The sequence below is a fragment of the Arthrobacter sp. JB02-1C genome (assembly GCF_057748045.1).
Genome location: NZ_CM173235.1, coordinates 1,780,591 through 1,803,404 on the forward strand (window position 1 = coordinate 1,780,591; position 22,814 = coordinate 1,803,404).

The 22,814-nt window shown below is 65.7% G+C and carries 26 protein-coding genes, 1 tRNA gene and 1 pseudogene; 13 read left to right on the forward strand and 15 right to left on the reverse strand.

Annotation, left to right across the window (positions count from 1 at the left end; all coding sequences use genetic code 11):
* Positions 1 to 248: 248 nt before the first annotated feature.
* Together otsB and AC3ANP_RS08580 are read right to left on the reverse strand one after the other, a co-directional pair.
* A complete protein-coding gene (otsB, locus tag AC3ANP_RS08575; RefSeq protein WP_488332888.1) occupies positions 249 to 1,061 on the reverse strand; it encodes a trehalose-phosphatase in 813 nt (270 codons plus the stop codon).
* Entirely contained in the window at positions 1,051 to 2,460 is a 1,410-nt protein-coding gene (locus AC3ANP_RS08580) for an alpha,alpha-trehalose-phosphate synthase (UDP-forming) (RefSeq protein WP_488333003.1), read from the reverse strand. Before AC3ANP_RS08580 ends, otsB begins: the two co-directional genes overlap by 11 nt.
* Positions 2,461 to 2,793: 333 nt before the next feature.
* Between AC3ANP_RS08580 and AC3ANP_RS08585 the strand changes: the two genes are divergently transcribed.
* Both AC3ANP_RS08585 and AC3ANP_RS08590 read left to right on the forward strand, forming a co-directional pair.
* Positions 2,794 to 3,684: a DsbA family protein gene (locus AC3ANP_RS08585; protein ID WP_488332889.1), complete on the forward strand. Its 891-nt coding sequence runs from the start codon at positions 2,794 to 2,796 to the stop codon at positions 3,682 to 3,684.
* Positions 3,685 to 3,855: 171 nt separating this feature from the next.
* Positions 3,856 to 3,932: transfer RNA gene (locus AC3ANP_RS08590), tRNA-Thr, on the forward strand.
* A gap of 597 nt (positions 3,933 to 4,529) precedes the next feature.
* On the opposite strand, the gene AC3ANP_RS08595 is transcribed toward AC3ANP_RS08590, so the two are convergent.
* From AC3ANP_RS08595 to AC3ANP_RS08610, 4 genes are all read right to left on the reverse strand, one after another.
* Positions 4,530 to 4,673: a hypothetical protein gene (locus AC3ANP_RS08595; protein WP_488332890.1), complete on the reverse strand. Its 144-nt coding sequence runs from the start codon at positions 4,671 to 4,673 to the stop codon at positions 4,530 to 4,532.
* A 434-nt stretch (positions 4,674 to 5,107) separates the two neighbouring features.
* On the reverse strand, positions 5,108 to 5,383 hold the full coding sequence (locus AC3ANP_RS08600; protein WP_488332891.1) for a hypothetical protein: 276 nt from the start codon (positions 5,381 to 5,383) through the stop codon (positions 5,108 to 5,110).
* Positions 5,384 to 5,535: 152 nt separating this feature from the next.
* On the reverse strand, positions 5,536 to 5,700 hold the full coding sequence (locus tag AC3ANP_RS08605; RefSeq protein ID WP_488332892.1) for a hypothetical protein: 165 nt from the start codon (positions 5,698 to 5,700) through the stop codon (positions 5,536 to 5,538).
* 389 nt (positions 5,701 to 6,089) lie between these two features.
* On the reverse strand, positions 6,090 to 6,818 hold the full coding sequence (locus AC3ANP_RS08610) for a hypothetical protein (protein WP_488332893.1): 729 nt from the start codon (positions 6,816 to 6,818) through the stop codon (positions 6,090 to 6,092).
* 225 nt (positions 6,819 to 7,043) lie between these two features.
* On the opposite strand from AC3ANP_RS08610, the gene AC3ANP_RS08615 reads away from it, so the two are divergent.
* A complete protein-coding gene (locus tag AC3ANP_RS08615; protein ID WP_488332894.1) occupies positions 7,044 to 7,208 on the forward strand; it encodes a hypothetical protein in 165 nt (54 codons plus the stop codon).
* Between the two features lie 385 nt (positions 7,209 to 7,593).
* On the opposite strand, the gene AC3ANP_RS08620 is transcribed toward AC3ANP_RS08615, so the two are convergent.
* Positions 7,594 to 8,178 carry a hypothetical protein gene (locus AC3ANP_RS08620; protein ID WP_488332895.1) on the reverse strand — a complete coding sequence of 195 codons (585 nt, stop codon included), beginning with the start codon at positions 8,176 to 8,178 and terminating at the stop codon, positions 7,594 to 7,596.
* Positions 8,179 to 8,476: 298 nt separating this feature from the next.
* Positions 8,477 to 8,851 carry an Lsr2 dimerization domain-containing protein gene (locus tag AC3ANP_RS08625; protein ID WP_488332896.1) on the reverse strand — a complete coding sequence of 125 codons (375 nt, stop codon included), beginning with the start codon at positions 8,849 to 8,851 and terminating at the stop codon, positions 8,477 to 8,479.
* Positions 8,852 to 9,013: 162 nt separating this feature from the next.
* Between AC3ANP_RS08625 and AC3ANP_RS08630 the strand changes: the two genes are divergently transcribed.
* The 5 genes and pseudogenes from AC3ANP_RS08630 (at position 9,014) to AC3ANP_RS08650 (ending at position 12,006) form a co-directional block, all read left to right on the forward strand.
* Positions 9,014 to 9,892: a nuclease-related domain-containing protein gene (locus AC3ANP_RS08630; RefSeq protein ID WP_488332897.1), complete on the forward strand. Its 879-nt coding sequence runs from the start codon at positions 9,014 to 9,016 to the stop codon at positions 9,890 to 9,892.
* A 105-nt stretch (positions 9,893 to 9,997) separates the two neighbouring features.
* Positions 9,998 to 10,101, forward strand: a pseudogene (locus AC3ANP_RS08635) (thymidylate synthase); the annotation flags it as partial.
* A 40-nt stretch (positions 10,102 to 10,141) separates the two neighbouring features.
* A complete protein-coding gene (locus AC3ANP_RS08640; protein WP_488332898.1) occupies positions 10,142 to 10,267 on the forward strand; it encodes a hypothetical protein in 126 nt (41 codons plus the stop codon).
* Positions 10,268 to 10,302: 35 nt separating this feature from the next.
* Positions 10,303 to 10,761 (forward strand): GatB/YqeY domain-containing protein, encoded by a 459-nt coding sequence (locus AC3ANP_RS08645; protein WP_488332899.1) that lies wholly within the window; start codon positions 10,303 to 10,305, stop codon positions 10,759 to 10,761.
* A 450-nt stretch (positions 10,762 to 11,211) separates the two neighbouring features.
* Positions 11,212 to 12,006 carry a hypothetical protein gene (locus AC3ANP_RS08650; protein ID WP_488332900.1) on the forward strand — a complete coding sequence of 265 codons (795 nt, stop codon included), beginning with the start codon at positions 11,212 to 11,214 and terminating at the stop codon, positions 12,004 to 12,006.
* An 83-nt stretch (positions 12,007 to 12,089) separates the two neighbouring features.
* Here the strand turns inward: AC3ANP_RS08650 and AC3ANP_RS08655 are convergent, their stop codons facing one another.
* Positions 12,090 to 12,353, reverse strand: a complete 264-nt coding sequence (locus tag AC3ANP_RS08655; RefSeq protein WP_488332901.1) for a hypothetical protein — start codon at positions 12,351 to 12,353, stop codon at positions 12,090 to 12,092.
* A 208-nt stretch (positions 12,354 to 12,561) separates the two neighbouring features.
* On the opposite strand from AC3ANP_RS08655, the gene AC3ANP_RS08660 reads away from it, so the two are divergent.
* A complete protein-coding gene (locus tag AC3ANP_RS08660) occupies positions 12,562 to 13,098 on the forward strand; it encodes a hypothetical protein (protein WP_488332902.1) in 537 nt (178 codons plus the stop codon).
* 102 nt (positions 13,099 to 13,200) lie between these two features.
* On the opposite strand, the gene AC3ANP_RS08665 is transcribed toward AC3ANP_RS08660, so the two are convergent.
* From AC3ANP_RS08665 to AC3ANP_RS08675, 3 genes are all read right to left on the reverse strand, one after another.
* The gene (locus AC3ANP_RS08665) at positions 13,201 to 14,688 is read right to left on the reverse strand and encodes a CAP domain-containing protein (protein WP_488332903.1); all 1,488 of its coding nucleotides are present in this window, start codon (positions 14,686 to 14,688) and stop codon (positions 13,201 to 13,203) included.
* Between the two features lie 470 nt (positions 14,689 to 15,158).
* Positions 15,159 to 15,338, reverse strand: a complete 180-nt coding sequence (locus AC3ANP_RS08670) for a YegP family protein (RefSeq protein ID WP_488332904.1) — start codon at positions 15,336 to 15,338, stop codon at positions 15,159 to 15,161.
* A 63-nt stretch (positions 15,339 to 15,401) separates the two neighbouring features.
* Positions 15,402 to 16,835: a hypothetical protein gene (locus AC3ANP_RS08675; RefSeq protein WP_488332905.1), complete on the reverse strand. Its 1,434-nt coding sequence runs from the start codon at positions 16,833 to 16,835 to the stop codon at positions 15,402 to 15,404.
* Between the two features lie 398 nt (positions 16,836 to 17,233).
* On the opposite strand from AC3ANP_RS08675, the gene AC3ANP_RS08680 reads away from it, so the two are divergent.
* The gene (locus tag AC3ANP_RS08680; RefSeq protein ID WP_488332906.1) at positions 17,234 to 17,716 is read left to right on the forward strand and encodes a GNAT family N-acetyltransferase; all 483 of its coding nucleotides are present in this window, start codon (positions 17,234 to 17,236) and stop codon (positions 17,714 to 17,716) included.
* Positions 17,713 to 18,384, forward strand: a complete 672-nt coding sequence (locus AC3ANP_RS08685; protein ID WP_488332907.1) for a DUF6884 domain-containing protein — start codon at positions 17,713 to 17,715, stop codon at positions 18,382 to 18,384. Before AC3ANP_RS08680 ends, AC3ANP_RS08685 begins: the two co-directional genes overlap by 4 nt.
* Here the strand turns inward: AC3ANP_RS08685 and AC3ANP_RS08690 are convergent.
* Positions 18,364 to 18,588 (reverse strand): hypothetical protein, encoded by a 225-nt coding sequence (locus AC3ANP_RS08690; RefSeq protein WP_488332908.1) that lies wholly within the window; start codon positions 18,586 to 18,588, stop codon positions 18,364 to 18,366. The two genes, AC3ANP_RS08685 and AC3ANP_RS08690, sit on opposite strands and share 21 nt — an antisense overlap.
* A 355-nt stretch (positions 18,589 to 18,943) precedes the next feature.
* Entirely contained in the window at positions 18,944 to 19,243 is a 300-nt protein-coding gene (locus AC3ANP_RS08695) for a hypothetical protein (protein ID WP_488332909.1), read from the reverse strand.
* Between the two features lie 546 nt (positions 19,244 to 19,789).
* On the opposite strand from AC3ANP_RS08695, the gene AC3ANP_RS08700 reads away from it, so the two are divergent.
* Positions 19,790 to 21,265: an MFS transporter gene (locus AC3ANP_RS08700; protein WP_488332910.1), complete on the forward strand. Its 1,476-nt coding sequence runs from the start codon at positions 19,790 to 19,792 to the stop codon at positions 21,263 to 21,265.
* Between the two features lie 22 nt (positions 21,266 to 21,287).
* Here the strand turns inward: AC3ANP_RS08700 and AC3ANP_RS08705 are convergent, their stop codons facing one another.
* A complete protein-coding gene (locus AC3ANP_RS08705; RefSeq protein ID WP_488333004.1) occupies positions 21,288 to 22,316 on the reverse strand; it encodes an acetylxylan esterase in 1,029 nt (342 codons plus the stop codon).
* A 110-nt stretch (positions 22,317 to 22,426) separates the two neighbouring features.
* Between AC3ANP_RS08705 and AC3ANP_RS08710 the strand changes: the two genes are divergently transcribed.
* A complete protein-coding gene (locus AC3ANP_RS08710; protein ID WP_488333005.1) occupies positions 22,427 to 22,720 on the forward strand; it encodes an ArsR/SmtB family transcription factor in 294 nt (97 codons plus the stop codon).
* Positions 22,721 to 22,814 lie beyond the last annotated feature (94 nt).

The window sequence follows — 22,814 nt, forward strand, 5'->3', positions numbered from 1 at the left end:
CCGGCAGGTACGTGCCGGACGATCCGTAGTGAATGGTTCTTTTTATTCAGTTGTGGATGCGCATGCTCCCCGGCCGAAGCCGAGGAGCATCCAGTGACGCCGCACGGTAGTTGTGCGCCGCATCACATACAGAGTATGTCAGATCATCGGTAAAGGGACTAAAACGTCAGGAGGCTCACAAGTGATATTGCCGACGCGTCCCTTCCGGCGGCTCCGGCCGGCCGCTCCGGACGGCTAGGCCCGGCCGGTTAGGCCCGGACGGCTGTGGACCGTGCACGCAGCAGGGCCTCCAGCAGCTCGGCGACGTGCGCCGGTGCCTCCACCCGGAATTCGGCCTGGGTGAAGTCCAGCCCCACCTTGACGCCGAGGTCCCCGGGAACGAGGCTGCCAAGCGCGTCCTCGTCCGTGGTGTCGTCGCCGGCGAAAACCACCGCGGTGGCCGCGGCGGCCTGCCGCAGGAAGGCAATGCCTTCCCCCTTGGAGGCGTGGACCACCGAGGTTTCCAGCACCCGGTTTCCGGTCTTGAGGTGGACGCCCGGAGTGTCCTTCAGCGCCGCCCTGGCGGCGGCAACCGCGTCCTCGGCGACGTCGTCGGCCGCCAGCCTGGTGTGCAGCACGACGCCGGCAGGCTTGTCCTCGAGGAGTGTCCCGGGGGCGACATGCACGATCTCGTCCAGGATCCGGCGCACGTCGGCCAGCAGCTCCCGCTGCGCGTCTTCCAGCACCAGTTCGGCCGAGCCGGGGCCCATCCAGACCTCCGCGCCGTGGCTGCCGATCAGCAGGGTCTTCTCGGGAGGCGAGGCGACGGCCCGGAGGCTGTCCAAGGCCCGGCCGGAGATGAGGGCCGTCGTCGTGCGCGGGAGGTCCGCGAGGGCGGCGAAGGCGGCCGCCGACCGGGGCAGTGCACGGGCGTCGGCCGCGTGGTCGACCAGGGGCGCCATGGTGCCGTCAAAGTCCATCGCCACCAGCAGCTGCTCCGTGCCGGCGACGCGGTGGACGGCCGCCAGCAGTTCGGGGGAGAGCGAGAGCTTGTTCCCGGTGGGGCCGGCTTCAGGAGTCATCGCGGACCACCTTTTCCTGGAGCGCGCTGAGGAAATCGGCGGACCAGAGGTCGACGTCGTGGTCCAGGATCTGCTTGCGCATCGCCCGCATCCGGCGGGCTGCCTCGGCCGGCTTCATGTTGACTGCGCGCATGATGGTGTCTTTGAGCCCGTCGATGTCGTGCGGATTCATCAGCAGGGCCTGTTTGAGCTGGTCCGCGGCTCCCGCGAATTCGCTGAGCACGAGGGCGCCGTCGTTATTTGTCCGCGCGGTGACGTATTCCTTGGCCACCAGGTTCATGCCATCCCGCAGGGCGGTGACCAGCATGACGTCGGCCGCCAGGTACAGGGCGACCATTTCCTCGATCGGGTAGCTGTGGTGCAGGTAGCGTACGGCGGTGTTTTGCATGGTGTCGTAGGTGCCGTTGATGTGGCCGACGGTGCCCTCGACCTCCTCGCGCAGCAGGCGGTACTGTTCGACCCGCTCCCGGCTGGGGCTGGCGACCTGGATCAGCGAGGCGTCCTCCACGGTGACCTTGCCGTCCTCCAGGAGTTCCTCGTAGGCCTTGAGCCGGTGCCGGATGCCCTTGGTGTAGTCCAGCCGGTCGACGCCCAGCAGGATGGTCTTGGGATTGCCGAGGTCACGGCGGATCTGCTTGGCCTTCTCGATGATCTCCGGTTTCCGCGCCAGTTCGCTGATCTGCTTGACGTCGATGGAGATGGGGAAGGCCTGGGCGCGGGCGATGTGGGTGGTTTGACCGTCGGCGCCCTTGACGTGCACCTGCTGCTGCTTGACGCTGGCGCCGAGGAAGCGGCGGGCGGACCGCATGAAGTTGCCTGCGTCGCTGCTGCGCTGGAAGCCCACCAGGTCAGCGCCGAGGAGGCCGTCGATGATGGCGCGGCGCCAGGGCAGCTGGGCAAAAATCTCCGGCGGCGGGAAGGGAATGTGGTTGAAGAACCCGATCTTCAGGTCCGGGCGCGCCTCGCGGAGCATTTTGGGTACGAGCTGGAGTTGGTAGTCCTGCACCCAGATCGTGGCCCCCTGGGCCGCGTGGCGGACGACGGCGTCGGCGAACCTTTTGTTGACCCTGCGGTAGGTGTCCCACCAGGCTCGGTGGAATTCCGGCGGGGCGATCACGTCGTGGTAGAGCGGCCACAGGGTGGCGTTGGAGAAGCCCTCGTAGTAGAGCTCGACGTCGCGGGCGCTGAGCTGGACCGGAACCAGGTCGATGCCGCGGTTGCTGAAAAGGTCCAGTTGTTCGTCCGGGGCACCGTGCCAGCCGACCCAGGCGCCGTCCGTCTTCGTCATCATGGGCGCCAGCGCGGTCACCAGGCCGCCGGGGGAGCGGCGCCAGCCGTCTTCACAGCCGGGTTCATCGGGGGCGCACCGGTCAACCGGCAGGCGGTTGGAAACGACCATGAAGTCGAAGGCAGGCGTGGACTCCGGGGCATCCGGGCGGTTTTCCGGTGCGGGCTCCCCGCCGGGTTCCGGCTCGGTCCGCTCCTGGACGGTCTGCTCGGCGCTTTTATTGGCGGACGCGTCGGCGCGCGCGTCGGCGTGCTCGGTTGCTTGCATTGGTGCCCCCTGGGATCGCATGTGGCTCCCCCCAGCCTAGCCGGGCGGAATCTTCCGGGCTATTCGACCGTTGGCCATGCTGAAGAAACTTGAAACCGCAAGCTCCCGGGTTTCTCCCCTAAAATGGTGGATGTGCCACCAAGTGGAGCATCCCAGGCCGATCAACACGAGGAATCGATGAGCCCCGCAAATGAACCCCGACAGTCCAAGGCAGACCGCACTGCCGCGGCGCGTGAGAAAGCCCGTCAAATCCGCGAGGCGCAGCTGAAGAAGGACAAGCGCAACAAGCTGCTGATCGGCTGGGGCATTGTGGTTGCCGTGGTCGCCATCATCGCAATCGTGGCGCTGGTGGTCACCTCCAACATCAAGAACAACGCGCCCATCGCGGATTCCGGTCCGACGCCGGCAAACGGGAATGTCCACGGCGGTGTCACCCTGCTGGCCAACACCGACGTGGCGAAGTCGGCCGCGGGCAGCGTCAACGTTGCAGACGTGCCCTCTCCGGCCGCCACGCCGCCGGCGACGGTGACTGCGCCCGGCGCCGAGGCTGAGGCGGGCAAGCCCGTCAAGGTGGTCCTCTACGTGGACTTCATCTGCCCGGTGTGCAAGGACTTCGAAGCGAAGTACAACCAGACCCTCACGTCACTGCGCAACGCAGGCAAGATCACCGTTGAGTACCGGGCGCTGGGTTTCCTGGACAGCCGCTCCACCACCAACTACTCCTCCCGTGCCGCCAACGCCGCCGCGTGCGTAGTGAACGAATCCCCGGAAAGGTACGCCGCATTTGTTGACGCGCTGTTCGCCAAGCAGCCGGCCGAGGGCAGCGCCGGCCTCTCCGACAACGACCTGAAGAAGCTCGCCACGGACACGGGCGCCAAGAACATCGACCAGTGCGTGGACAGCAAGACGTACCGGCCGTACGTGAAGCACACGACCCAGGAGGCCGCGTCCATCGGCGTGACCGGAACGCCGACCGTCTTTGTCGAGGGCAAGCAGTGGGGCAAGGGTGACAGCGCCCAGACCCCGTTTGACCAGTTCCTGCAGGCCGCAGTGGACGCCAAGAAGTAACCAAACGCACCGACGCAGCCCGGCCCCGGAAATGTCCGGGGCCGGGCTGCTTGCCTGTCCGTCATTGTCCGCGCGTGCTAGCGGAATTTTTTACCGTCAGGCCCCGCGTGGGCTACCCTTATCTAGCGCCCGGCGTCCGGCCCTCTTTCAGGGCACCGACGACGGCGGATTGCCTCCTTAGCTCAGTTGGCCAGAGCACCGCTCTTGTAAAGCGGGGGTCGTCGGTTCGAATCCGACAGGGGGCCCCACGAACCCCTCCGTTCGGGCGATCTTGCCCGGGGCGGAGGGGTTTTGTGTGCAAAAACGGAGCACAGCAGGCTTACAACACGTTTACCGGTCGTCATTCAGCCGCGCTGACGCCACCTGTCGCCGCGTTGGCCGCAGAGACGTCAAGATGCAGACAAGCAGCAGGCCCTTGGGCCCGCCTCCATGTCCTCCATGTCGGCCAGGCGCTGGCTTGGCGTCCGCGGACCGGGCACCGGCGCAACCGCACCGGAAACCGACGACAGGATTGTCAAAACGTCCCCGGAATGAGGGCCGCCCGTGAGTTTCAGGCGGATGCGACGAAGGCGTTGACACAAAGCCTTCTCTGCGGGTGCACTTCCCTTCGCCGCGGGCAGCCGGCCATTGTCGTCGTGAAAAGCGGCGACAGCCTTCGCAGCGTCAACATCCGCTGTCTGCGGGCGGGATTCCAGAGCGCGGGGGATCGACCGGAGTTTCATCTCATACTCGGGGAGCATGTTTTCAGCACGGGACTGCATTCACTGGACGTTGAGCCAGTTCGCGATGCGGTACTCCGTGGCGTCAGCGGAACGGCGGTTCGGCAGCCTCCTGTGCTCCCGGACTCAATCCTGCAAGTCAGCGAACCCGCGGCTCCAGCGGTCCTCCAACGGGATGACGTTCGCGACGGCGGCTTCGGCCCTGAGCTTTCGGGCGTTCAGCTTAGCGTCCAGCCGCGTCCTGACGATGGCCGCCTCGGCTTCGGTCACGCCCTCCGGCACGGCGAGGAGCAGCGCGGCGGCAGCCGCAGTGAGACGGCCCCCAGGGCGTAGCTGCGCAAGGTGTGAAAGCGGACGAGAAAGGAAGCGTCTTCCGGGTCGATGGACGGCCGCGGCCGCCGTCCGTGCGCATCCACCCAGGCTTTGAATTCGGCCTGGCGCCACGAGAGTTGCCGGGGCGTGAGCAGTCCGTCCACCGTCAGTATTTTTTGGACGTAGGCGCCAGTCAGGAGGCCGGATTTGTGGCGCATGCGCTGGTCGGCGCCCAGTCATAAATGCGGAGTTCACGCTCGTCGGAATCCTTGGTGCGCCGCGGCATGCTGCCTCGAGTGTCGAGCCAGTCCTGCAGTTCAGCGAAGCGGGCCGCCCACCGGTCGTCCAGACTGATGATCCGCTCCGAGTGGGGGACCTGGGGGCGCGGGGTGTCACAGCCAATCGGAAACATGCTGCCCCCGGCGGGCGCGGCTGCGCGCCACCTGGTACATCGCACTGGCATTCTTCCCGACGCGGATCCAATAGACCGCGCCAGTGACGGTGATGCCGACGGCCAGACCGTAGGCCGGGCCCTGGATGAACCAGTAGAAGGCTGCCGGAAGGATCGCCCAGAGGACGCCGCGGAACAAGTCGCGGCCACTGTGCTTCATCGAGCGTTTGAATGCTTCTTTTACCGTCATGCCGGCACCTGCGTCACGTTTTCCCATGAGCTGAGGATAAGCCGCCGCTCGACTGGCGGTGGCGGGCGGCGCGCCCGCGGAGGTCAGCGAGAAATTCCTCCATGCACCCCATGTGTGCGGATGCGCGATCCGTGCTCCCCGGAGCCGCGAACCATACGCTCGGTTCAGGTTTGCGCCTGTCAGACCCGGAAAATCACCATGCTGAAGAACGAGGCAAGCAGGCAGATCAGCGTCGCCGCGAAGGCGGGGAGGAAGAGCCAGAACCACGCTGTGTCAAGCGGCGCCAGATGAAAGGCACCAAAGAGGATATTGCCGACGGCAAACGTGATGACTCCGGCTGCCAAGATGCAGCCCCCTGCGAGCATGACTCGGCATGCCTGTTCACGTCGCCGGTCGCGCGTTTCTAGGAACCTCTCGTGGTAGCCGATGCCGTAGTCGGTGCTGTTGCTTATGACTTGTCTCCACGGTGATCGGTGCGGTGCAGGTGTTCCTGCTCCAAACCTGATGCGTGCGGAGTCGGCCCGCCCGCTCACCGCAGCTACGGAAAGCCGGGGCATGAGCCCGTAAATCAGAATAGGCAGCTCGTTGTTCTGATTTCCGTTGCCAAATCAGAACAACGCGTCCATAGGGGCCGGCGCCAGGCGGCTGCGGCCAGCTCGGCCGGCGCCCCGGGGGCTGGTGGCTGTCGAGTAAAGGCCCGATTCCGGAGCGGAGCCTGGCCCCCGGCCGGGACTTATTTGCGGCCCTTGATGGTGAACGTGTCGGTCGCGGACTTAAGGCCGGCCTCGCCACCCATCTTCCACTGCCCGCCGTCCTGCTCCATCGAGTAGGCGAGCATGATCTGCCGTTCCACGGTTCCGCCCTCCTGGCAGTGAGTCACAGTGTTCACACGGCCATCGAACACCGGAAGGACGGTGCCGTACGGATTGGCTGTGCGCAGTTGCAAGCCGCCGAGGGTCATCTCGTAGGGCTTTTCCTTGGAAGCGGTGCATTTCTGGCCTTCGTTGTTCTCCAACTCCCAGTTCTTCGTCTCAGGGTCGTAGGAGGTCAGCGCGTATCCCGCCTCTTTCGCCCAGGAGTCACGCATGTTCGCCCAGGCGTTAGGCATGATTAGCGGCTTGAGGGCCGGGGCGATGTTCTTGTCGAACTCGTCCAGGGTGTACTTGAACCCGTACTTGGTGTACTCCGGGTGGTCCTGCGCCACGACCTGGAGGACCTTGTAGCCGGCCTCGGTCAGTGGGCCCAACTGGCTCGCCGGCACCAATTCGGTGAAGTCGGGAGCAACGGCAGGTGTCACTTTTTTGCTCTCCGCCAGGTAATCCTGTTTTTCATGAGCCGGCGGTGTGAACGTTTTGCGGGCCTCGGCCTCTCCTGAGCTGGCGCAAGCGGACAGCGTCAGCGCTATTGATGCCAGGAGCGCGGGAAGAGCGACGGCGCGCTTGCCGCGGAAAGTCTTAGTCAATGGTCCCCCTGTTGAGAAATTCAGATGGTCGCGCGAGTCAAAACCCTTTTAGTCTAGGGGTCGATGGCGGTGGCTCATGGCATGTGTACGGAGGCCGCGGCTGCCGTCCCCAACGGGTCATGCGTCCTCCGGTATCTTGTCTTTGCATCGGCCGCAGTAGTCCGTCTTTCCGCAGTGCCCGTTGTCCACCCTGCTCCCCACGCGGCGCTCCCGCGTGCCTCCGGGATGCGGAGCGAAACCGCCGTCATCGAAGACCTCACCGCAGGAATCGCAGGTGAGGGCGACAAAGCGGTAGGCGGTCAGGGCGCCAGCGCCTTCAGCGCCGCCTTGAGCTTGCCGGACCCGCCAAACCGCTGGGTCTCGGTCGTGACCAAGGTCAGCCGGCCGTAAGTATCGGTGACGATCCGGACGGAGCGGCGCTGCCCTTCTTGAACTGGTCGACGCTTGCGTGGCGAAACGCCAAACCATCACTTCCTCCGCAGGCCGGAAGACCGGTGGTTAGCGAGGAAGCCTCGATCTCAGAAACGACCTCGGCAAGGCCCAGCGGCGGGCCAGGCGCAGCGCTTCCTTGGCGCCCCTCAGCGCCGCTGCGTCGACCGGTACCCCTCCCTGAACCGCATGACCGTGCGCCGGCGCATATTTGTGGTGTCGGCGTCGGACGAGCGGTCCAGTGCTTGCCGCTCGAAGCCGTGGACGAACTTCTGGCCGGCCTTGAGGTCGTGCGCCAGGACGTACTGGGTGGGTGCCTCGCTGCCGCGGCACGGGTTCTTCCGGTTCAGGCCGCAGCCGGGATGTCCCAGGCGCTTGATGTCCGCTCATCGGCGACCCCCGCCAGGTAGCCTTCCCGCCAGACCGGGGCTAGGGCTCCGGACGTGGGGGAGAGGGCCTGGCGCCACTGGGCTAGGAACCCAGTCAGTGACGCGCTGACGGCCGCAGTGGCGAGGATGAGGGTGCTGGTCTCCATGGTCGTCAGGCGTACGCAGCCTGCAGTCGTTCTCCCCGGACATGCAAAAGACGGGCCCGGGAAAAACCGGACCGGCCCTTCATGCGGTGCCCAGCCGACGTCCTCGGCCCGTGCCTGCTCAGCGAGGAGACGCGCCTTATTGCCGGCGCCCTGGTCGACCAGCGAGGCGAGGGCGTAGCCGTACTCGGCGACGTCGAATCTTCCGTCCGCCAGACTCTGCATCATCACCCGGAGAGGGTGGAACATGGCGACCTCGAACCGGATCTCATCGGCGATCTCAGCGGCCATTTCCGGGTCATGTCCGGCCGTCGACGCCTTCTCCAGCCGGTCCAGTGATGCCAAAGCGAACCTGGCCGCCTCGGTGACCTCCTCGGCCGGGAACTTCTCGACGGCCATCAGGCATCCTCCTCGACCTGGGCCGCGGAGGACTCGTCGATGACCTCATCTCGTTCGTGCCGGACGATCAGCTGGTTCTGCGACATGTTGCGTTCGACTTCGCTTGCCGGCGGGGTCCGTTTCCTCCGCAGGGGAGGGGCTAATGAAGTCCGTCGCGATCGGTCGTGGGGGTTGCCGAACCAGTACTCCGCGGCTTCGGGCCCAGTAAGTGGCTATGGGAGGAATGGGCCTACGCGAGGGCCTATCGCTCAGAGACTGAACGCCAAGCCTGTTACTGGGACTTCATCGACCGCTAGAATCACCACAGGCGCCACACCGCTCTCAAAGGGGCTGCACCCGCCAGCCGGGTTAGGACATTTACTTGGCCAGAGCGGCGGCGTGCCGCTCGAGGATGTCCTGCCTTACGCGCCCTCTGGGGTTCACGTCGACGCCGTTTTCCAGAACCTAGGCGCGGGCACCCTTCGGTGAGGGTCCACCTGGAACCTCGAACCTGGGCGGCCCGGCGTGCCTTTGCCGTTCCGCGGGAAGCCTTACGGGCGGCACCCACGTATTTCTCAAGGGCCCCACGCAATTCGTCTGCGTTTCGGTCGCTGAGGTCGATCGAGTATTCGGTATTGTCAAGGGCGAAATGAACGAATTGGGACGCTTCGGTCCCGTCAAGATCATCTTCCAAGAGTATCTGACTTCGTTGTGCCCTTGCTCGAGGCTATCACCGGAATATGGCCTGATCCGGCCCCGTTTGTGACAGCCTCGGAAACTGCGCATGTGATAAGAAGCTCCCCTGAGAAGCAACCCATTCCTTAGCGATCGGGTGCATGAAGAGAAACTGGTCCAAATGCCGTACCCCGAACTCGCGCAGTCCTTCCCATCAAGAATGGGTGTCCCCACCATGGCGCCCTGGGACGGGATCCCCGCTGAATTCTCGCCGCCGATAACCGCGCCGGCACCCCCTGCGCGGCGGAGGCCGGCGGCGTGGACGTTCGTCTGGCTCGCCGTGTTCAGCGCCATGGGAGGGTTCATGGCCCTCCTGCAGGAGTCCGGGATCTTGTGGGTGTGCATCGGACTGCTTCCGGTCGTGATCTCCTTCCTGCGGAAACCCAAGGCTCCCCCTCTGGCCACGGACCTCCTGCCCCTGGAGGTGCTGACGGCACGCTCGCATGGAGAACCCGGGCGCGGGCTGTCGGAGGACGTATTCGGTGAGAAGGCCGCGCTGGGGGCCGAAGGGGAGGCGAGGACGGCGCGTCTCCTCGAGGCGACCGTCCTGCCAGCCCTCCCCTCGGCCCGGCTCATCAACGGGTTGAGATGGCCCGGCACCGGGTCCTCCGACATGGATCACGCCGTCATTGCCGGCAACAGGATCGCCATCGTCGACTCCAAGCTATGGGCCGACGGGAGATACACGTGGGACAACGAGCGGTTGACGCGCGACGGCGCGGAACTGGAACCGTTCAAGCTCATCGCAGCGATCAAGACCCTGCGGAAGAGGTTCCCGGAATACAGGATCGAGGGCTGGGTGGTTCTTCACACCCGGAACGGCGCCCAGGACAGGCCGACCATTTCCCGGACCAAGTTCCCATGGCATGGCGGCAACGGTGTCGCGGTGGTGTCCGCCGCCGAACTTCCCGAGTCCGTCCACTCTTTCCTCTCGGGTGGCCCGCAGGTGCACGTCGTTGACGTCAGCCTCCTGAAGCGCTTCCTGGCAGGCATGGTCTGAAAACAGCCGTCCGTGCCGGAACGGGCATAGAAACAAGAGAACCCGCTTCCGCCCGAAAGGCATCATGACACCCCCACCCCTTACGAAGATCTTCTCGCCGACGTCCTGGAAAACGGCACGCCGCGCAGCGACCGGACCGGAACCGGCACGATCGACGTTTTCGGACGACAGATCCGCTTTACCTGGGCCAGGTTTCCCGCTCATCACCCGGGCAATCCGCCTCGACACCCTGGACCAGGCCAACTGCTGGTGGACCGGCTCGGAAACCAGCGCACGATGACGGACATGAAGCAGGGCTACCTGGAGAACTTGTGGCTGGAAAGCACCCCGCTCGTCAAAGCCATCCGCACCCTGCGGGGAGACACTGGCCAGTAGGAGCATCACAAACCACCGAGGAAAAGAGGGACACCATGACGCTCAAGCAGCGCCTGAAAGAAGACGTCGTCGCCCACATGAAGTCCGGCGACAAGACCGCGCTGACCACCGTCCGGAACGTGTTGGGCGAGATCAGCACCCGCGAGAAGTCCGGCAAAACCCCGGTCGGACTCGACGACGCCCAGGTGACGTCACTGCTGCAGAAAGAAGCAGCCAAGCGCCGCGACACCGCCCGCATCTACACCGAAGCCGACCGCGCCGGGGCGGAAATTGCTGAAGCTGAGGTCATCGAGGCGTACCTGCCCAAGGCGCTCACCCGCCTCGAAGTCGCAACGATCGTCGATGAGACTATCGCTGCCCTGAAGGCGGACGGTCAGGAGCTGTCCATGCGGTCCATCGGTGCCGTGATGAAGCCGGTCACCGCCAAGGTGGCCGGACGTTTCGACGGCAAGACGGTCAGCGAGATCGTTCGCGGCCGCCTGGGTCAGGGCTGACGGAACTCAAGACACCTGTCCCGATCGAGTTCGTCAACTTCGGTATCGCGGGTGGACCCAAGTGCCGGCTCATCTGCAAGCACCACCCGGACAACGGCTACCGGACCAAGAACCCCTGGGGCCGTTCCATCTTTGTCGAGGAGGCGGGAAAAGACTGCCCGTGCCCCGTCAACGACCTGCTCGTCACCTGCATCCCGGACGACCTGACGGATGAGCCGTTCGGCGGCCGCCACTTCGTGAAGGGATGCCGGCCGAGATCGAGCCGGAACCCGTAACGGTTCACCTCACGGTCCAGCATCAGCCCTAACCAGTCAGCGCACGGAGCCCCCGTGAAGCGCGGCCACGCGTCGCAATTCAATGACCAACAGCGTAGAAGCTATGCTCAAAATTCACTGCACATCATCTGGGGGAATCATCAAAACGCAACGCACGAAACGCATGGCTGGGGTCGTGGGACTCCTTGCCGCGCTGGCCCTCACGGCTTCCGGCTGCACCTTCGGAAACAAAGCGGACAATGCGCACATCGCTCCGTCCCCGGAGGCCACGCCCAAGGTCAAGCTCTCCACGCTTCCGGTCCGCTACGACCAGGACGCTGAGGGGTGGAACAGCATGGACGGCGAAGTGGACTTCAAGTGGAGTGTGGCCGACAAGGCGTCCATGGAGAAGAACGGCAAGGCCATCCTCCGGGTTCTGATCGAAGACCACCCCGAGTACACCGTGGAGGGCTTCAAGCCCACCCCTGAAATCTGGAAGAACGAGGTCGCGCCGAAGCTGAAACCCCTCACCCTCAGCTCCGCATGGCCGACGTTCACCACGTCCTGGACCAAAGAAGTCCCCAGCGAGAATGGGAAGATCAAGGAAGGTGACCCGGCGCCGTTCACTCCGAACGTGGTCCTCACCAACCATCCCGAGATTCTGAACGGCGACGCCTACCCTGATTACGACGTCATCCGCACGTGGAAATCCAGGTCCGGCGAGCAGTGCTCTATCTCGGATCACCCGTACGAAATCGAGGGCAGGGGAATCTCCGTCACCACTCGGCCCGAAGGAAACAGCTTCGCCTCCGCTTACCCGCTCCTCAGTGGACAGTATGAGGTCACTGTCCACTGCAAGGAGGGCGGCCAGCTGAGGTCCGTGCTGTCGACCACCATCCAGCTGAAGAAGGAAAACGGCGAGTGGGTCATGAGCGGTGCGAACACGTTCAACGGCTCTAGCCTCGGACCTGCTGACAAGATCGAAAAGTAGCCCGACGGTCCACTAGGGCCGGCCGCACAGCGGAAACACGGAGAGCCCGCACCGATCAACGGTGCGGGCTCCCTTTTGGTTGGCTACTTGCCGGACGTCGGCGGGAGGACGTTAGGGCGGGTGTACTCGACGGCATCGTCGAAGACGGCGAAGTCGCCGAGCGGGTTGTTGGCCATCGTGGCCTGGATGGCTTCGCCGTCATCCGAGACGATCTTCGTCCAGAGCCCCTCGGCGTTGGCGACGACCTTCGCCATCGTCCCGGGTTCGAAGCGGTCCGGCCAGTCCGCGGGATCCTCCCCGGTCATGATTTCGAAGTCTTCGGGTGTCAGTCTGATGCCTGGGATCATGGACGATATGTGTGCGGACGTGCCCCTGCAGGTCTCCGCGGGGCGGTGTTGTTTGGCGCCACCTGGACTATGTTGGATCCAATTGACCACCGATGCGGGAGGCCACATGGGTTTCGCTGAGGACCTTGCACGGGCACAACAGGAGAACGCCGAGGCCGAGGCCGAGAGCCGACCTCGGAGCGACCCGCTCCAGGGGTTCCATCGGCTAGTGGCAGACTTCAGCCAGGACGCCTACGAGGCTGTCGGTTTCCTGGTTGAAGCGAACGTTCCCAGCAGGAAAGTCCTCACCACCACTCCCTCCGCCGATGACAACGTCCGGCTTTTCGAACATTTCCGGCGCGGCTGGTACTTACCCGTTGGGCTGTGCCTCTTCGACGACGGCAAATGGCAGGTCGGAGCAAGCCTGGTTTTGAGGGATCTTGAGCGTCCTGCCGCCAGCATGCGCTCTCACGGCTCGATCGTACGCAAGGCTCAGGACTGGGACGTCATGGGCAAGCTCGGCGTGGCCCCGGGCGAAAGCGTCATTGAAATCTTCGAACATGACCTGGGACGGCTGCCCAAGCCGTCAGACGGCCCCTACACCGAGGACCGGAGTCAGCACCTGTGGCTGGACATTGATCCCGGAGACCCGGATGGGAGGGCGACTTGGGTTCCCCTCCGGGAGGCCTTGGTGCACGGAGTGTCTGACCTCGTCGCGGGCAGCACAGCTGAGCATATGCGGCTCGTGCGGATCGGGCAGCGCTAAGCACGAGCCGTCCGGGAACCGAGGGGCCCTCACGGCCCCGCAAAGCAGACAAAAAGGCCCCGCCCCGTTGGACGGTTCGGGGCTTTCGTTGGCTCCGCGAGGTCAGAAGCGGAACGACCAGGCTCCTGTGCCGGCGAGCCGGTACGTGGACGCGGACGCCTTCGCGGTGAACGCCACCGTCTTTCCGTTCACGGCTTTGTAGGTCCCCGCGGGGACCAGTTTGCCGTCGACGTAGAACGCGACACCCGTCTGCCTGGGAATCGTGTACCGGGCGGTGGCGCTGTTCATGGCAGGCTTCACTGGGGTGACCGCCTTGCGGAAGTCACCGGTCCAGCTTGAGCTGCCGGAGAGCTTGTATCCCGCCGCGGTCTTCACGGTGACAGCGACCAGCCGGCCGTTAGCTTTGAAGGTGCCGGACGCCACCGTGTTGCCGTCAACCGAGTAGATCAGTCCGGTCCTGGCCGGGATCGTGTAGGTGCCGGCGGCGGGGTTGAAGGCCGGTGCCACGGCAGCTACGGCCAGGGGCGCCAGGTCGTAGGTCCAGGCGGCGGTGCCGGTGAGGGAGTAGCCGGCCGCGGCCTTTGCCGTGATGGTGACCTTGGTGTTGCGGGGGTACGTCCCGGCGGTCTTCACGGCGCCGTTGACCAGGTAGGTCACGCCGGTCTTGGCGGGGATCGTGTACGTGGCTTTGGCCCGGTCGAAGGTGGGGGCGGCCGCCGCGACCCGGACCACCGCCGGCGGCGTGAAGTCATACGACCAGGAACTGGTCCCCGTCACAAAGTAGGGCGCGTTGCCTTTGGCGGTGAGGGTGACGTTGGAATTGGCTGCGTAGGTGCCGCCGGTCTTTACGACAGCGTTTACCACGTAGGTGATCAGTGAATCGTAGGGGATGGTGTAGGTCGCTTTGGCCCGGTTGAATGCCGGTGCGGTGGCGGTGACGGCGTAGCTCGAGAGGTCGTAGTTCCAGGTCGGCTTGGTCGTCAGGACGTATCCGTCCACTCCCTTGGCTGTGATGGTGAGCGTGGCGCTGCTCGGGGTGTAAGTGCCGGCACGCTTGACCGCGCCCGCGACCAGGTAGGCAACCCCGGTCTGGGCGGGGATGGTGTAGGTCCCCCTGCTCCAGTCGAAGTCCGGTTCGGCGGCCGTAACCAGCTTGCCGGAGCTGGTCGGGAGCGCCGGCAGTCCCTTGAAAAAATCGCGGGGGCTGTTGTAGGACTCTGCCGGGACGGCGTCAGCCGGATAGCTGAAGTGGTTGGCGGTCGCGTAGATGCTCCCGGCCTGGGAACTGAGTCCGATGCCCATGTAGGTGTCGGTCGGCCTGGACATGTTCGCGTTATGGCCGGGCGAGCCGATCCAACCGTTGACCAGGTCCTGGCCTCCCGTGTAGCCCATGGCGATGTTTTCGGACGCCGAGAACCATCCGGCCGGCGCACCCGAAACGTAGTCGCTGTTATGCACGAAGCTGCGCGTCGCCGCCATCTTGTTGCTCCACTGTTGCGAGACGGCGGCGATGCCGGCGTTGAACTTCAGGGGAGCCAGGTGCTTGGTTGCCCGAAAGGCGTTGATCGCGTCGAAGGTCTCGATGATCATTTGGCGGCGGCTTTCCGGAAAGAGATCCAGAGCCGCGGCCGACGCCGCTCGTGTGACCGCTGGCGCGGACGCTGCAGTGGCGGCGCAGACAGGCCCGGCCACGAGTGCGGCCGTGAGCAGCGAGGCCCCCAAGGTTTTGCTGATGTTCAATTTTCCCCCAATGAAGTTGCCGGCAGCGATTTGCCGGTCCGCAGTGGATCCTACGTTGTCGCTGGTCAGGCGGGGAAACCGCCTGGTTGGTGTGATGCGCAGGCTGGCTCTAATCCGGGCACGAAAGCGGGCTGCTCCGCACACATGAGGGCCATGACCAAGAAGAAGACCCAGCCCGCCCCGATCCGCCCCGAGCTCGTCGAGCCTCTAACCGAGATCATCCGCGACCGCGGGAACGTCATCGCCGCGGGCAGAGCTACCTGACGGCCCGGCAAAGAGCCCGGCGGCCCCAACGGACGGCCGGGCTTCGTCGTTTCCGGTCAGGCCCCTTCGGTGAGATCCACGGCGGCGGCATTCCTTTTCACGGATTCGATCCCGTGCATCGCGCTGGCCTTCGTCTTGTAGCTCTCCGGGGAGGCGATCGTTTCACCGTTGCCGGCCTTGAGGCGGAACCGGCATCCGCCGGACTTGTCCTTGTAGACCTCATACTTGCCTGCCATGATGCCCCTTTCGATCGGTGAAAGAACCGCCGGTCTATTGCCGGTGGCCACACACTACCCGAGTCAGGGCTTCTGGCCAGCAAGGACTTTCCTGGCCGCGTCACCGCGGGCGCCGGTGCAGTTCTTCGTGCGGTAAACGCTGCCGCTGATGTCGGCGCCCATCGCCGAGGCCATGCAGTCCGCCAGCTGCTCCACCCCTTGGGGAAGGCTGCCATAGATGGCGTTCATACGTTTGTTCAACTGGTCGAAGTCGGAGGCGTACAGCTTGTACGAGATGATGTGGGCGCATTCGTGCAATGACACGAACTGGAGGCTCTTTTGGTCGGTGATGCCGGTCGCCAGCTGGATCTGGTAGCTCGGGTAGCGGGCGTAACTGGTCCCGGGGCCCTTCAGGGTGATGACCTGCTTCGGGCAGTAGCGCTTCATGTAGTCGTAGGAAGCTTTCGTGTAGCCGGTGTATCGGGCGGGATCCACATGCTCGATAGCCGACGTGCTGGAGGTCCACGCCTGCTCCTGGACGCTGGCATCGATCGTGACCCGGTACTTGCGGGTTACGGTTCCGATTGTCAGCGGGGTCTTCATGGTCGCCTGGTAACCGCTGGACTTCTTGAAGGAGAGCTCCTGCAGAGTGACCCACTTGTCGCCCCTGAGCTCCTGGAAGCGTCCGGTGCGGTCCGAGAGCGCATTGTCCAGCCGGTAGGTCTGGGACCACTGCGTTCCCGCCGCGACCCGGCCCTCCGCGGTGCCGAACGGCTTCATGCCGTACTCAAAGTAGTTGATCGGCATAGACACGGACGTCGGCTGCCGCTTGTAGGAGAGTGTCCTCGTCGGCGACGTTGCGACCGTCTTGCCTGCGCTGATCAGCAGCGCCCTGAACGGCGCCGACCCTTCAGCCGGAAAGGTGTAGGCAAGGAACTGGGCCCACGGTTCGTTTGGCGCCAGCGCCGGAGACGTCCACACGGTCTTCCAGACGCCGGCGTCCTGCCGCTGGAGCGCAATGGTCGTTCCCTTGAGTCCGGAGCCCAGGCCGGAGAACCCTACGGTCTTTGCCGGGGCACTCGGGGAACCGTACTCACCGAAGTCGATTTTCGGTGTGGCCGACCCTGTCCCCGGCTGGGACCACACCGTCCAGTTCCCGCCCCAGGCGATCTCGACGCCGTTCTTCAACGCCACTGCCTGAAGCCGGACGAAGCCGGCGACCTTGACGTTGTATGGTGCGATGACCGTGTAGGTGGCCGTGGCGGCAGGCGCCGGAGCGGTCCATGCCGACTCTTTGCCGTCGGCTGTGATCTTCACCCGGGCCGTGAGGCCGATGCCATTCGTCATCGTGACAGCCGCGACGTTTCCGGCACCCGGCTCCAGCTCGATGGCCGGTTCCTTGGCTGCCTCTGTCGTCAGAACCGGCCGCGGGTCATTGGCGGCCAGGGCAGGGCTGGCCGGCACCAGTATTCCGGCAGAGACTGCCAGCACGGCGGCGGCTGCCAGTGCCCTGCGCATGACGCGCGGGCGGCTAGGCCCGCCGGAAAGTGTTCTGTTCTTCAACGTCCCCCACTTGAATAACAAATCGCAGGGGATCGGGCCGCCGGCGTCCGGCAGGTGATTTTTCCCCCGTCGCTGACTCTAGCCGCGAAGCGGGAGTCTTGTCTCTCTTTTCCGGACGATGACAGCGCCGACGGGATAGCCTGCCCTTCCAAGCCAAAAGGCCGGTTCGCCCCGGCTGCCTCCCTCTAGGCATGACTGGATGCATCCAACTCCCATCGGAGAGCGAGAAACGTGAGCACACCAACGACGGCCGTCCTCTCGGCAGGCGCCATTGCATATGGGTACCCCCGGACCCGAGGTGATCCGCGAAGCGGCCGCATTGCTGAACGACTCCTTGGGTGACGGGTTTCGGCGTGGCTGACTTGGCCGAGGTCGCCTCCGCAGGCAGCGGGATCCTGGTTAGGGCGCGCGATCAGCATGACCGGCTGCTCGGTGCCGCCACCGCTAGGATCCTCACCCCGTCGGCTGCCGCCGAACTGCACAATAAGCTTCCGGATGCGGACCGGGCCGCACTGGTTGGCCACCGGATAGGGGAACTCAAATCCGCTGCCGGCATCCCCGCAGCCCGCGGCCGCGGCGTCGGCGCCCAGATGCTCCAGGCCAGCCTGGCGTTCCTGAAAGCCGGCGGGTGCCGCCACGCCATCACGGCCTCCTGGGTCTCGGCCGACGCCGGCCATTCTTCCCTGGGGCTCCTGGACCGGGCCGGGTTCACCCGCCTGGCGGCGATCCCGGGCTACTGGGCCGATGAACAGTCCGACGCCTGCTCCGAGTGCCCCGACTGCGGTGGCCGCTGTCGGTGCACCGCACTCATCATGATCCTGGACCTTGCGGCATGAGCGCCGGCCCTGTCACGGTCGGCCTGGTCGGCTGCGCCTCGCAGAAGCTGCGCCGGCCGGCGCCCGCCCGCGAACTGTACGTCTCCCAGCTGTTCAAGAAGGCCTCCGCCTACGCCGAGGCCACCTGCGACCGCTGGTACATCCTGTCCGCCAAGCACGGCCTGGTCCACCCGGACACAGTCCTGGAGCCCTACGACATGAAGCTCGGCACGCTGCTCGGACCCCCGATCAAACACTCGGCGGCCGTGGTTCGGAACCAGCTGGCCGACGAGATCGCCGGAGTCGAGAGCCCCAGGCTTATTGCGCTGTGCGGCGGGCAGTACCTCACCGCACTCGAGGGCAGCAAGTGGACGTACGAAACCCCGATGCAGGGGATGGGCATCGGCCAGCAGCTGGTGTGGCTGACCGGGCATCTCAAAAGCTTCAGCGCGGAAGCGTGGAGAGGCCGGCCGCCCTCAGTCTCGGGGATTCCGCTTCAGGGCGCGGCGCGCGGCCCGTACCGCCAGGACGATGAACAGCGCGACGAACGCGACCGGCTGCAGCGCCAGTGGGTTCCACCCCTCAAGCCTCATCGGGGCGCTGTTCCAGCCTGGAGCGCCTGCAGGTCTGCCGCCAGGGCCTCCATCGCGAGAGTGGGTTCCTCCGGCTCACCCCCGGTAGCGCCGTAGCTGGTTCCGAACCACTTGTGCCAGACGGCGGCGACGACCTCGGGCGTGAGTGCCGGCGGCTATCAGCGCGGAGAGGTCTTCCATCTCCGGGTTGTACTCATCCCCGGGAGCCCCGTGGGGGAGAACTCCGAGCAGGTCGTGGGCGTTGAGCCGCTCGGTGATGGCGCTGCGCAGACGGGCGTGGTCCCGGATGGTGGGGCTCATGGCGGGCCAGGACGGCGACGGCCCCGGAGAAGTCGTGTTCGTGCGCTTTGCCGAGACTTTCGGCTATCCGTACGGCACGACCCCGGTCTCTGGCGGCGACAACTGGGATGCCCTGTGTGGGACGACATGGAATCGGTGGTCCTGCTGAGCCATGCTGAAGCTGATGAGCGGGCCGAGGCCGAGGAGCAGGCGAGACTCCAGCGGGCCATCGGCAGGTACCGCGAAGTGGTCAGGCAGCAGGACGAAGAGGCCGCAAAAAGCCGCCCTCTTGGCAAAGCCTTTCGGCAGCCTCCGCCTGGCTCTTCGGCGGTTCTGGGGCTGACATGGTGCCCAAGGTCGCTACGGCCTGGCCCGGCTAGCCGATGCCCATGAGGACGAGGGTGCCCCGGCACCCGTCGGGGTTCGTGCAGTGGACGTAACCGCCCTCGGGGAACTGCCCGTCAGGGTAGTCCTCGCGGGCCTCGGCCATGGAGGAGTATTCCTTGCCGTCCACCGTGGCGCAGTTCCCGCAGGTGTCCTCGTCAATGAGTTCGCTGGCGAAGATGTCTGTGAAGCCCTCCTTGGGGTCTGCGTCGGCTGCATTCTCCACCGGCATCTCGGCTGCAGGCGCTGACGTCGCGCTCCTGAAGTCATGCAGTCGTTCCCAGATGCCCATTGCCGCCCCGTTCGCTGTGTGGCCCCGCTCAGAGGGCCGGCCCGGTCGATCCTATCCGCCCCGGGCTGTGAGGGGAGGCGCCCATGCCGCACAGATAGAAGATGTTGGTGGGCGCGTAGTCGGCGTATACAGGCCGGCAGCGCGCAGGACGGCCGCAGGCCCAGGCCAGCAGCATACGCCCCGCCGTCGAGACTCGCTAAGTGTCGAGTCAGGAGAGCGGCAACACGGAACGACACGTTTACGACACGCTTTGAACGGGAACGGCAGGGAACGTCCGGGTACGATGTCGACATCAATAGACTCAACATTGCTGTTCGGAGGCCACTTCAGGGCACCACCGGGAACACCCGGGGTACCCCGCCGCGATAAGAGCGGGCGTCGGTTCGAATCCGACAGGGGGCTCCACAAACCGAGGCCTCCCGGTTGCTGCCCCGTTCCGGGGTACGTAGATCCGGGGACTAATCTGGTGACTGGGGCGGTGCGGCCCGGCGTACAGCCGGCCCGCTGCCCAACGCGCTCGAGCCGAGGACGGGAGCAGCCCACGTGATGACATCGGCCGCAGAGGGAGTGGGCTTCCGCTCCCGGCGGGGTCCCATCCTGATCGCCCTGATGCTCTCGACGGGACTGGTCGCCATCGATGCGACCATTGTCGCGACGGCGGTGCCCTCGATCGTCAACGACGTAGGCGGCTTCGCGTCGTTTCCTTGGCTCTTCTCCGCCTATCTGCTGGCGCAGGCGGTCTCCGTGCCCGTCTATGCGAAACTCTCCGATGTGCTGGGACGGAAGCCGATCATTCTGTTCGGTATCGGCCTCTTCCTGCTCGGCTCGGTCCTCTGCGGGCTGGCATGGAGCATGCCTGCGCTGATTGCGTTCCGCGTGTTGCAGGGTTTGGGCGCCGGGGCGGTGCAGCCCGTGGCGATCACGATCGTGGGCGACATTTATACCCTTGCCGAGCGGTCCAAGGTGCAGGGCTACCTCGCGGGCGTCTGGGCGGTTTCCTCCGTGGTCGGCCCGACCCTCGGCGGAGTGTTCTCCTCGCTTGGCATCTGGCGCGGCATCTTCTTCGTCAATGTCCCGCTGTGCGTCCTGGCCGGATGGATGCTGATCCGGACCCTCCACGAGCAGGTCGAACGCGCAGCACACAAGATCGACTACCTCGGCGCCGGACTACTCACAGCCGCGCTCAGCCTGCTGCTCCTGGGCGCACTCGAAGGCGGCCAGGCCTGGGCGTGGGGATCGCCGGTCAGTATCGCCGTGTTCGCTGCGGGGGCCGTCCTGTGCGCCGCCTTCGTCCTCGCGGAGCGGCACGCGGCCGAGCCCATCCTGCCGGCATGGGTCGTGTCCAGGCGACTGCTGGCGACGACGGCGATGGTGTCCTTCAGCGTGGGCGCGGTCATCCTTGGCCTCACCTCCTATGTGCCCACGTTCCTCGAAGGAGCCCTCGCGGCCTCTCCGATCGCGGCCGGACTCGCCTTGGCGGCCTTGACCATTGGCTGGCCTATCAGCGCGTCTCAGTCGGGCCGGTTCTACCTGCGCATCGGGTTCCGGAACACCGCACTGATCGGCGTCACCATCGCGGTCCTCGGCGCCGCGCTCCTGGCCGCCACGGCACCCTCGCCCAGTATCCAACTGGTCGCGCTGGCCTGCTTCATCGTCGGGCTGGGGCTGGGGCTGGTCGCCACCCCGTGCCTGATCGCAGCCCAGTCCAGCGTGGAATGGCACGAACGCGGGGTCGTCACCGGCACCAATCTTTTCGCGCGCTCGATCGGCAGTTCGCTCGGCGTCGCCGTCTTCGGCGCGATTGCCAACGCCATCTACGCGGGCACCCCCGGCGGAGAAAGCAATCCGCACACCATCGTGGCCGCCTCCGGAGCGGTCTTCCTGGCGGTTCTCGTCAGTGCTGTGCTCATCGCTGCCGCCGTGATTGCCATGCCGCTCACCGGAGGCGCCCCCGCAGGCCAGGTACCGGCGGCCGGTTCAGCGCCCGGTTCCGCCGGGGCCAAGCCGCAAGGGCCGGGGTAGGCCAGGGCCGGAGGCTCCTGCGCTAGCTGTCCTCCGCGAACAGTTCGGCCACGTACCCCAGTTGGCGGACCCAGTGGCGTTCCTGGCCGCCTTCGTGGTTGTTGAAGCGGTAGATCTCCAACGATTTCGCCGGGCCAGGTCGCCGTCCACCCGTCGCGCCGGCGCCGTAGGCGTTGTACGCGGCGAAGACCGTCGAGGGCGGGCAGATGTCGTCCATCAGCGCGACGGAGAACAGCGCCGGGGCAGTTGCCCTGCGGCCGAGATGCACGCCGTCGAAGTAATTCAGGACAGCCAAGACCGGCTCGTAACGGTCGCGGTGCCGGGAGAGGAAGCCGGCGACTTCGGTGTATGGTCCCCGTGGAGCCATGTCGACGGCGCGGGGGAAGTCCAGGAGGAAGGGGACGTCCGCGAGGGTCGCCTGGATGCCGTGCAGGCGGCCCACGGCCAGTCCCGCTGCGGCGATGGCCAGGCCGCCTCCCTGGCTCACTCCGGCCAGCACGACTTTGGCGGCGTCGACCTGCGGGTGGCTCTGCGCGGCCTCGATGGCTCGGAAAGCGTCCACGAAAACCCGTCGGTAGTAGTAGTCCTCCCGGGCGGCAATGCCGCGCGTCATCAGCCCCGCGTACGCCACGTCGCCGGCGGAGGGGTGCGGATCCGCGGTCGCGCCCACGGTGCCGCCGTAACCCTGGCCGCGCGTGTCCATGATGAAGTGCGCGTAGCCGGCCTGCGCCCACCGGGTATCCTGCCGGACCAGGCCGCGGCCGCCGGAATAGCCGACGTACTGCACGACCACCGGCAGTGTGCGCGCACGTGCCGAGTGGGCGGGCAGGTGCAGCCAGCCCTTGATCCGGGCTCCGCCGAACCCCGAAAAGGCCACGTCGTAGCTGTCAATAACAGCCAGCCGGTTTTCCACCTTGGTGAACACCACATCGAGTGGAAGGGCCCGGGCCTCGGTTATGGTCTGCTGCCAAAAGTCGTCGAAGTCGTCCGGTTCGACGGCGGCCGAGCCGTACGTCTGCAATTGGTCCAGCGGCAGGTCAAAGAGGGGCATCATGCTCTTCCGGTCGGAACTGGCTGTTGCTATGTGATCCTACGTCCCCTTTTCCGCGTGAAGGGAACGTGGACAGCGGGTATGTCGAGCTGGCCGTCGAGGTCTTCGCGATGCTCGCGGACGCGACCCGCGTGCGGCTGATCCTTGCGCTGCGGGACGGCGAAATGTCAGTCAATGAACTGGCGGAGATGGTGGGTAAACCGCAGTCCGCGGTGTCCCAGCATTTGGCCAAAATGCGGATGGGCAGGATGGTTTCCACCCGGCAGGAAGGCACTCGGGTCTACTACCGGTTGGCCAATGAGCACGCCCGCCAACTCGTGGTCGATGCGATCTTCCAGGCCCAGCATTCACTCGGCGGCACGCCAGCACACCACCGCTCCATAACGAGGACAGGCCCAGCATGAAGAACGCCGACGACGGCCTCCGGGTCACGACGCACCCCAACTGACGGACGGCCCCGGTCATCACGGGCACAGCCATGACCACGACCACGGCCAC

Bases quoted from the DNA above. Each gene is read 5' to 3' on its own strand.
- AC3ANP_RS08645 (WP_488332899.1), top strand. From the start codon at position 10,303: ATGACGCTCAAGCAGCGCCTGAAAGAAGACGTCGTCGCCCACATGAAG.
- AC3ANP_RS08685 (WP_488332907.1), top strand. From the start codon at position 17,713: ATGAGCGCCGGCCCTGTCACGGTCGGCCTGGTCGGCTGCGCCTCGCAG.
- AC3ANP_RS08705 (WP_488333004.1), bottom strand. From the start codon at position 22,316: ATGCCCCTCTTTGACCTGCCGCTGGACCAATTGCAGACGTACGGCTCG.
- AC3ANP_RS08600 (WP_488332891.1), bottom strand. From the start codon at position 5,383: ATGGGAAAACGTGACGCAGGTGCCGGCATGACGGTAAAAGAAGCATTC.
- AC3ANP_RS08710 (WP_488333005.1), top strand. From the start codon at position 22,427: ATGCTCGCGGACGCGACCCGCGTGCGGCTGATCCTTGCGCTGCGGGAC.
- AC3ANP_RS08670 (WP_488332904.1), bottom strand. From the start codon at position 15,338: ATGGCAGGCAAGTATGAGGTCTACAAGGACAAGTCCGGCGGATGCCGG.
- AC3ANP_RS08630 (WP_488332897.1), top strand. From the start codon at position 9,014: ATGCCGTACCCCGAACTCGCGCAGTCCTTCCCATCAAGAATGGGTGTC.
- AC3ANP_RS08655 (WP_488332901.1), bottom strand. From the start codon at position 12,353: ATGATCCCAGGCATCAGACTGACACCCGAAGACTTCGAAATCATGACC.
- AC3ANP_RS08585 (WP_488332889.1), top strand. From the start codon at position 2,794: ATGAGCCCCGCAAATGAACCCCGACAGTCCAAGGCAGACCGCACTGCC.
- AC3ANP_RS08620 (WP_488332895.1), bottom strand. From the start codon at position 8,178: ATGGCCGTCGAGAAGTTCCCGGCCGAGGAGGTCACCGAGGCGGCCAGG.
- AC3ANP_RS08700 (WP_488332910.1), top strand. From the start codon at position 19,790: ATGACATCGGCCGCAGAGGGAGTGGGCTTCCGCTCCCGGCGGGGTCCC.
- AC3ANP_RS08690 (WP_488332908.1), bottom strand. From the start codon at position 18,588: ATGAGCCCCACCATCCGGGACCACGCCCGTCTGCGCAGCGCCATCACC.
- AC3ANP_RS08580 (WP_488333003.1), bottom strand. From the start codon at position 2,460: ATGGTCGTTTCCAACCGCCTGCCGGTTGACCGGTGCGCCCCCGATGAA.
- AC3ANP_RS08695 (WP_488332909.1), bottom strand. From the start codon at position 19,243: ATGGGCATCTGGGAACGACTGCATGACTTCAGGAGCGCGACGTCAGCG.
- AC3ANP_RS08615 (WP_488332894.1), top strand. From the start codon at position 7,044: ATGCGGAGCGAAACCGCCGTCATCGAAGACCTCACCGCAGGAATCGCA.
- AC3ANP_RS08675 (WP_488332905.1), bottom strand. From the start codon at position 16,835: ATGCGCAGGGCACTGGCAGCCGCCGCCGTGCTGGCAGTCTCTGCCGGA.
- AC3ANP_RS08665 (WP_488332903.1), bottom strand. From the start codon at position 14,688: ATGATCATCGAGACCTTCGACGCGATCAACGCCTTTCGGGCAACCAAG.
- otsB (WP_488332888.1), bottom strand. From the start codon at position 1,061: ATGACTCCTGAAGCCGGCCCCACCGGGAACAAGCTCTCGCTCTCCCCC.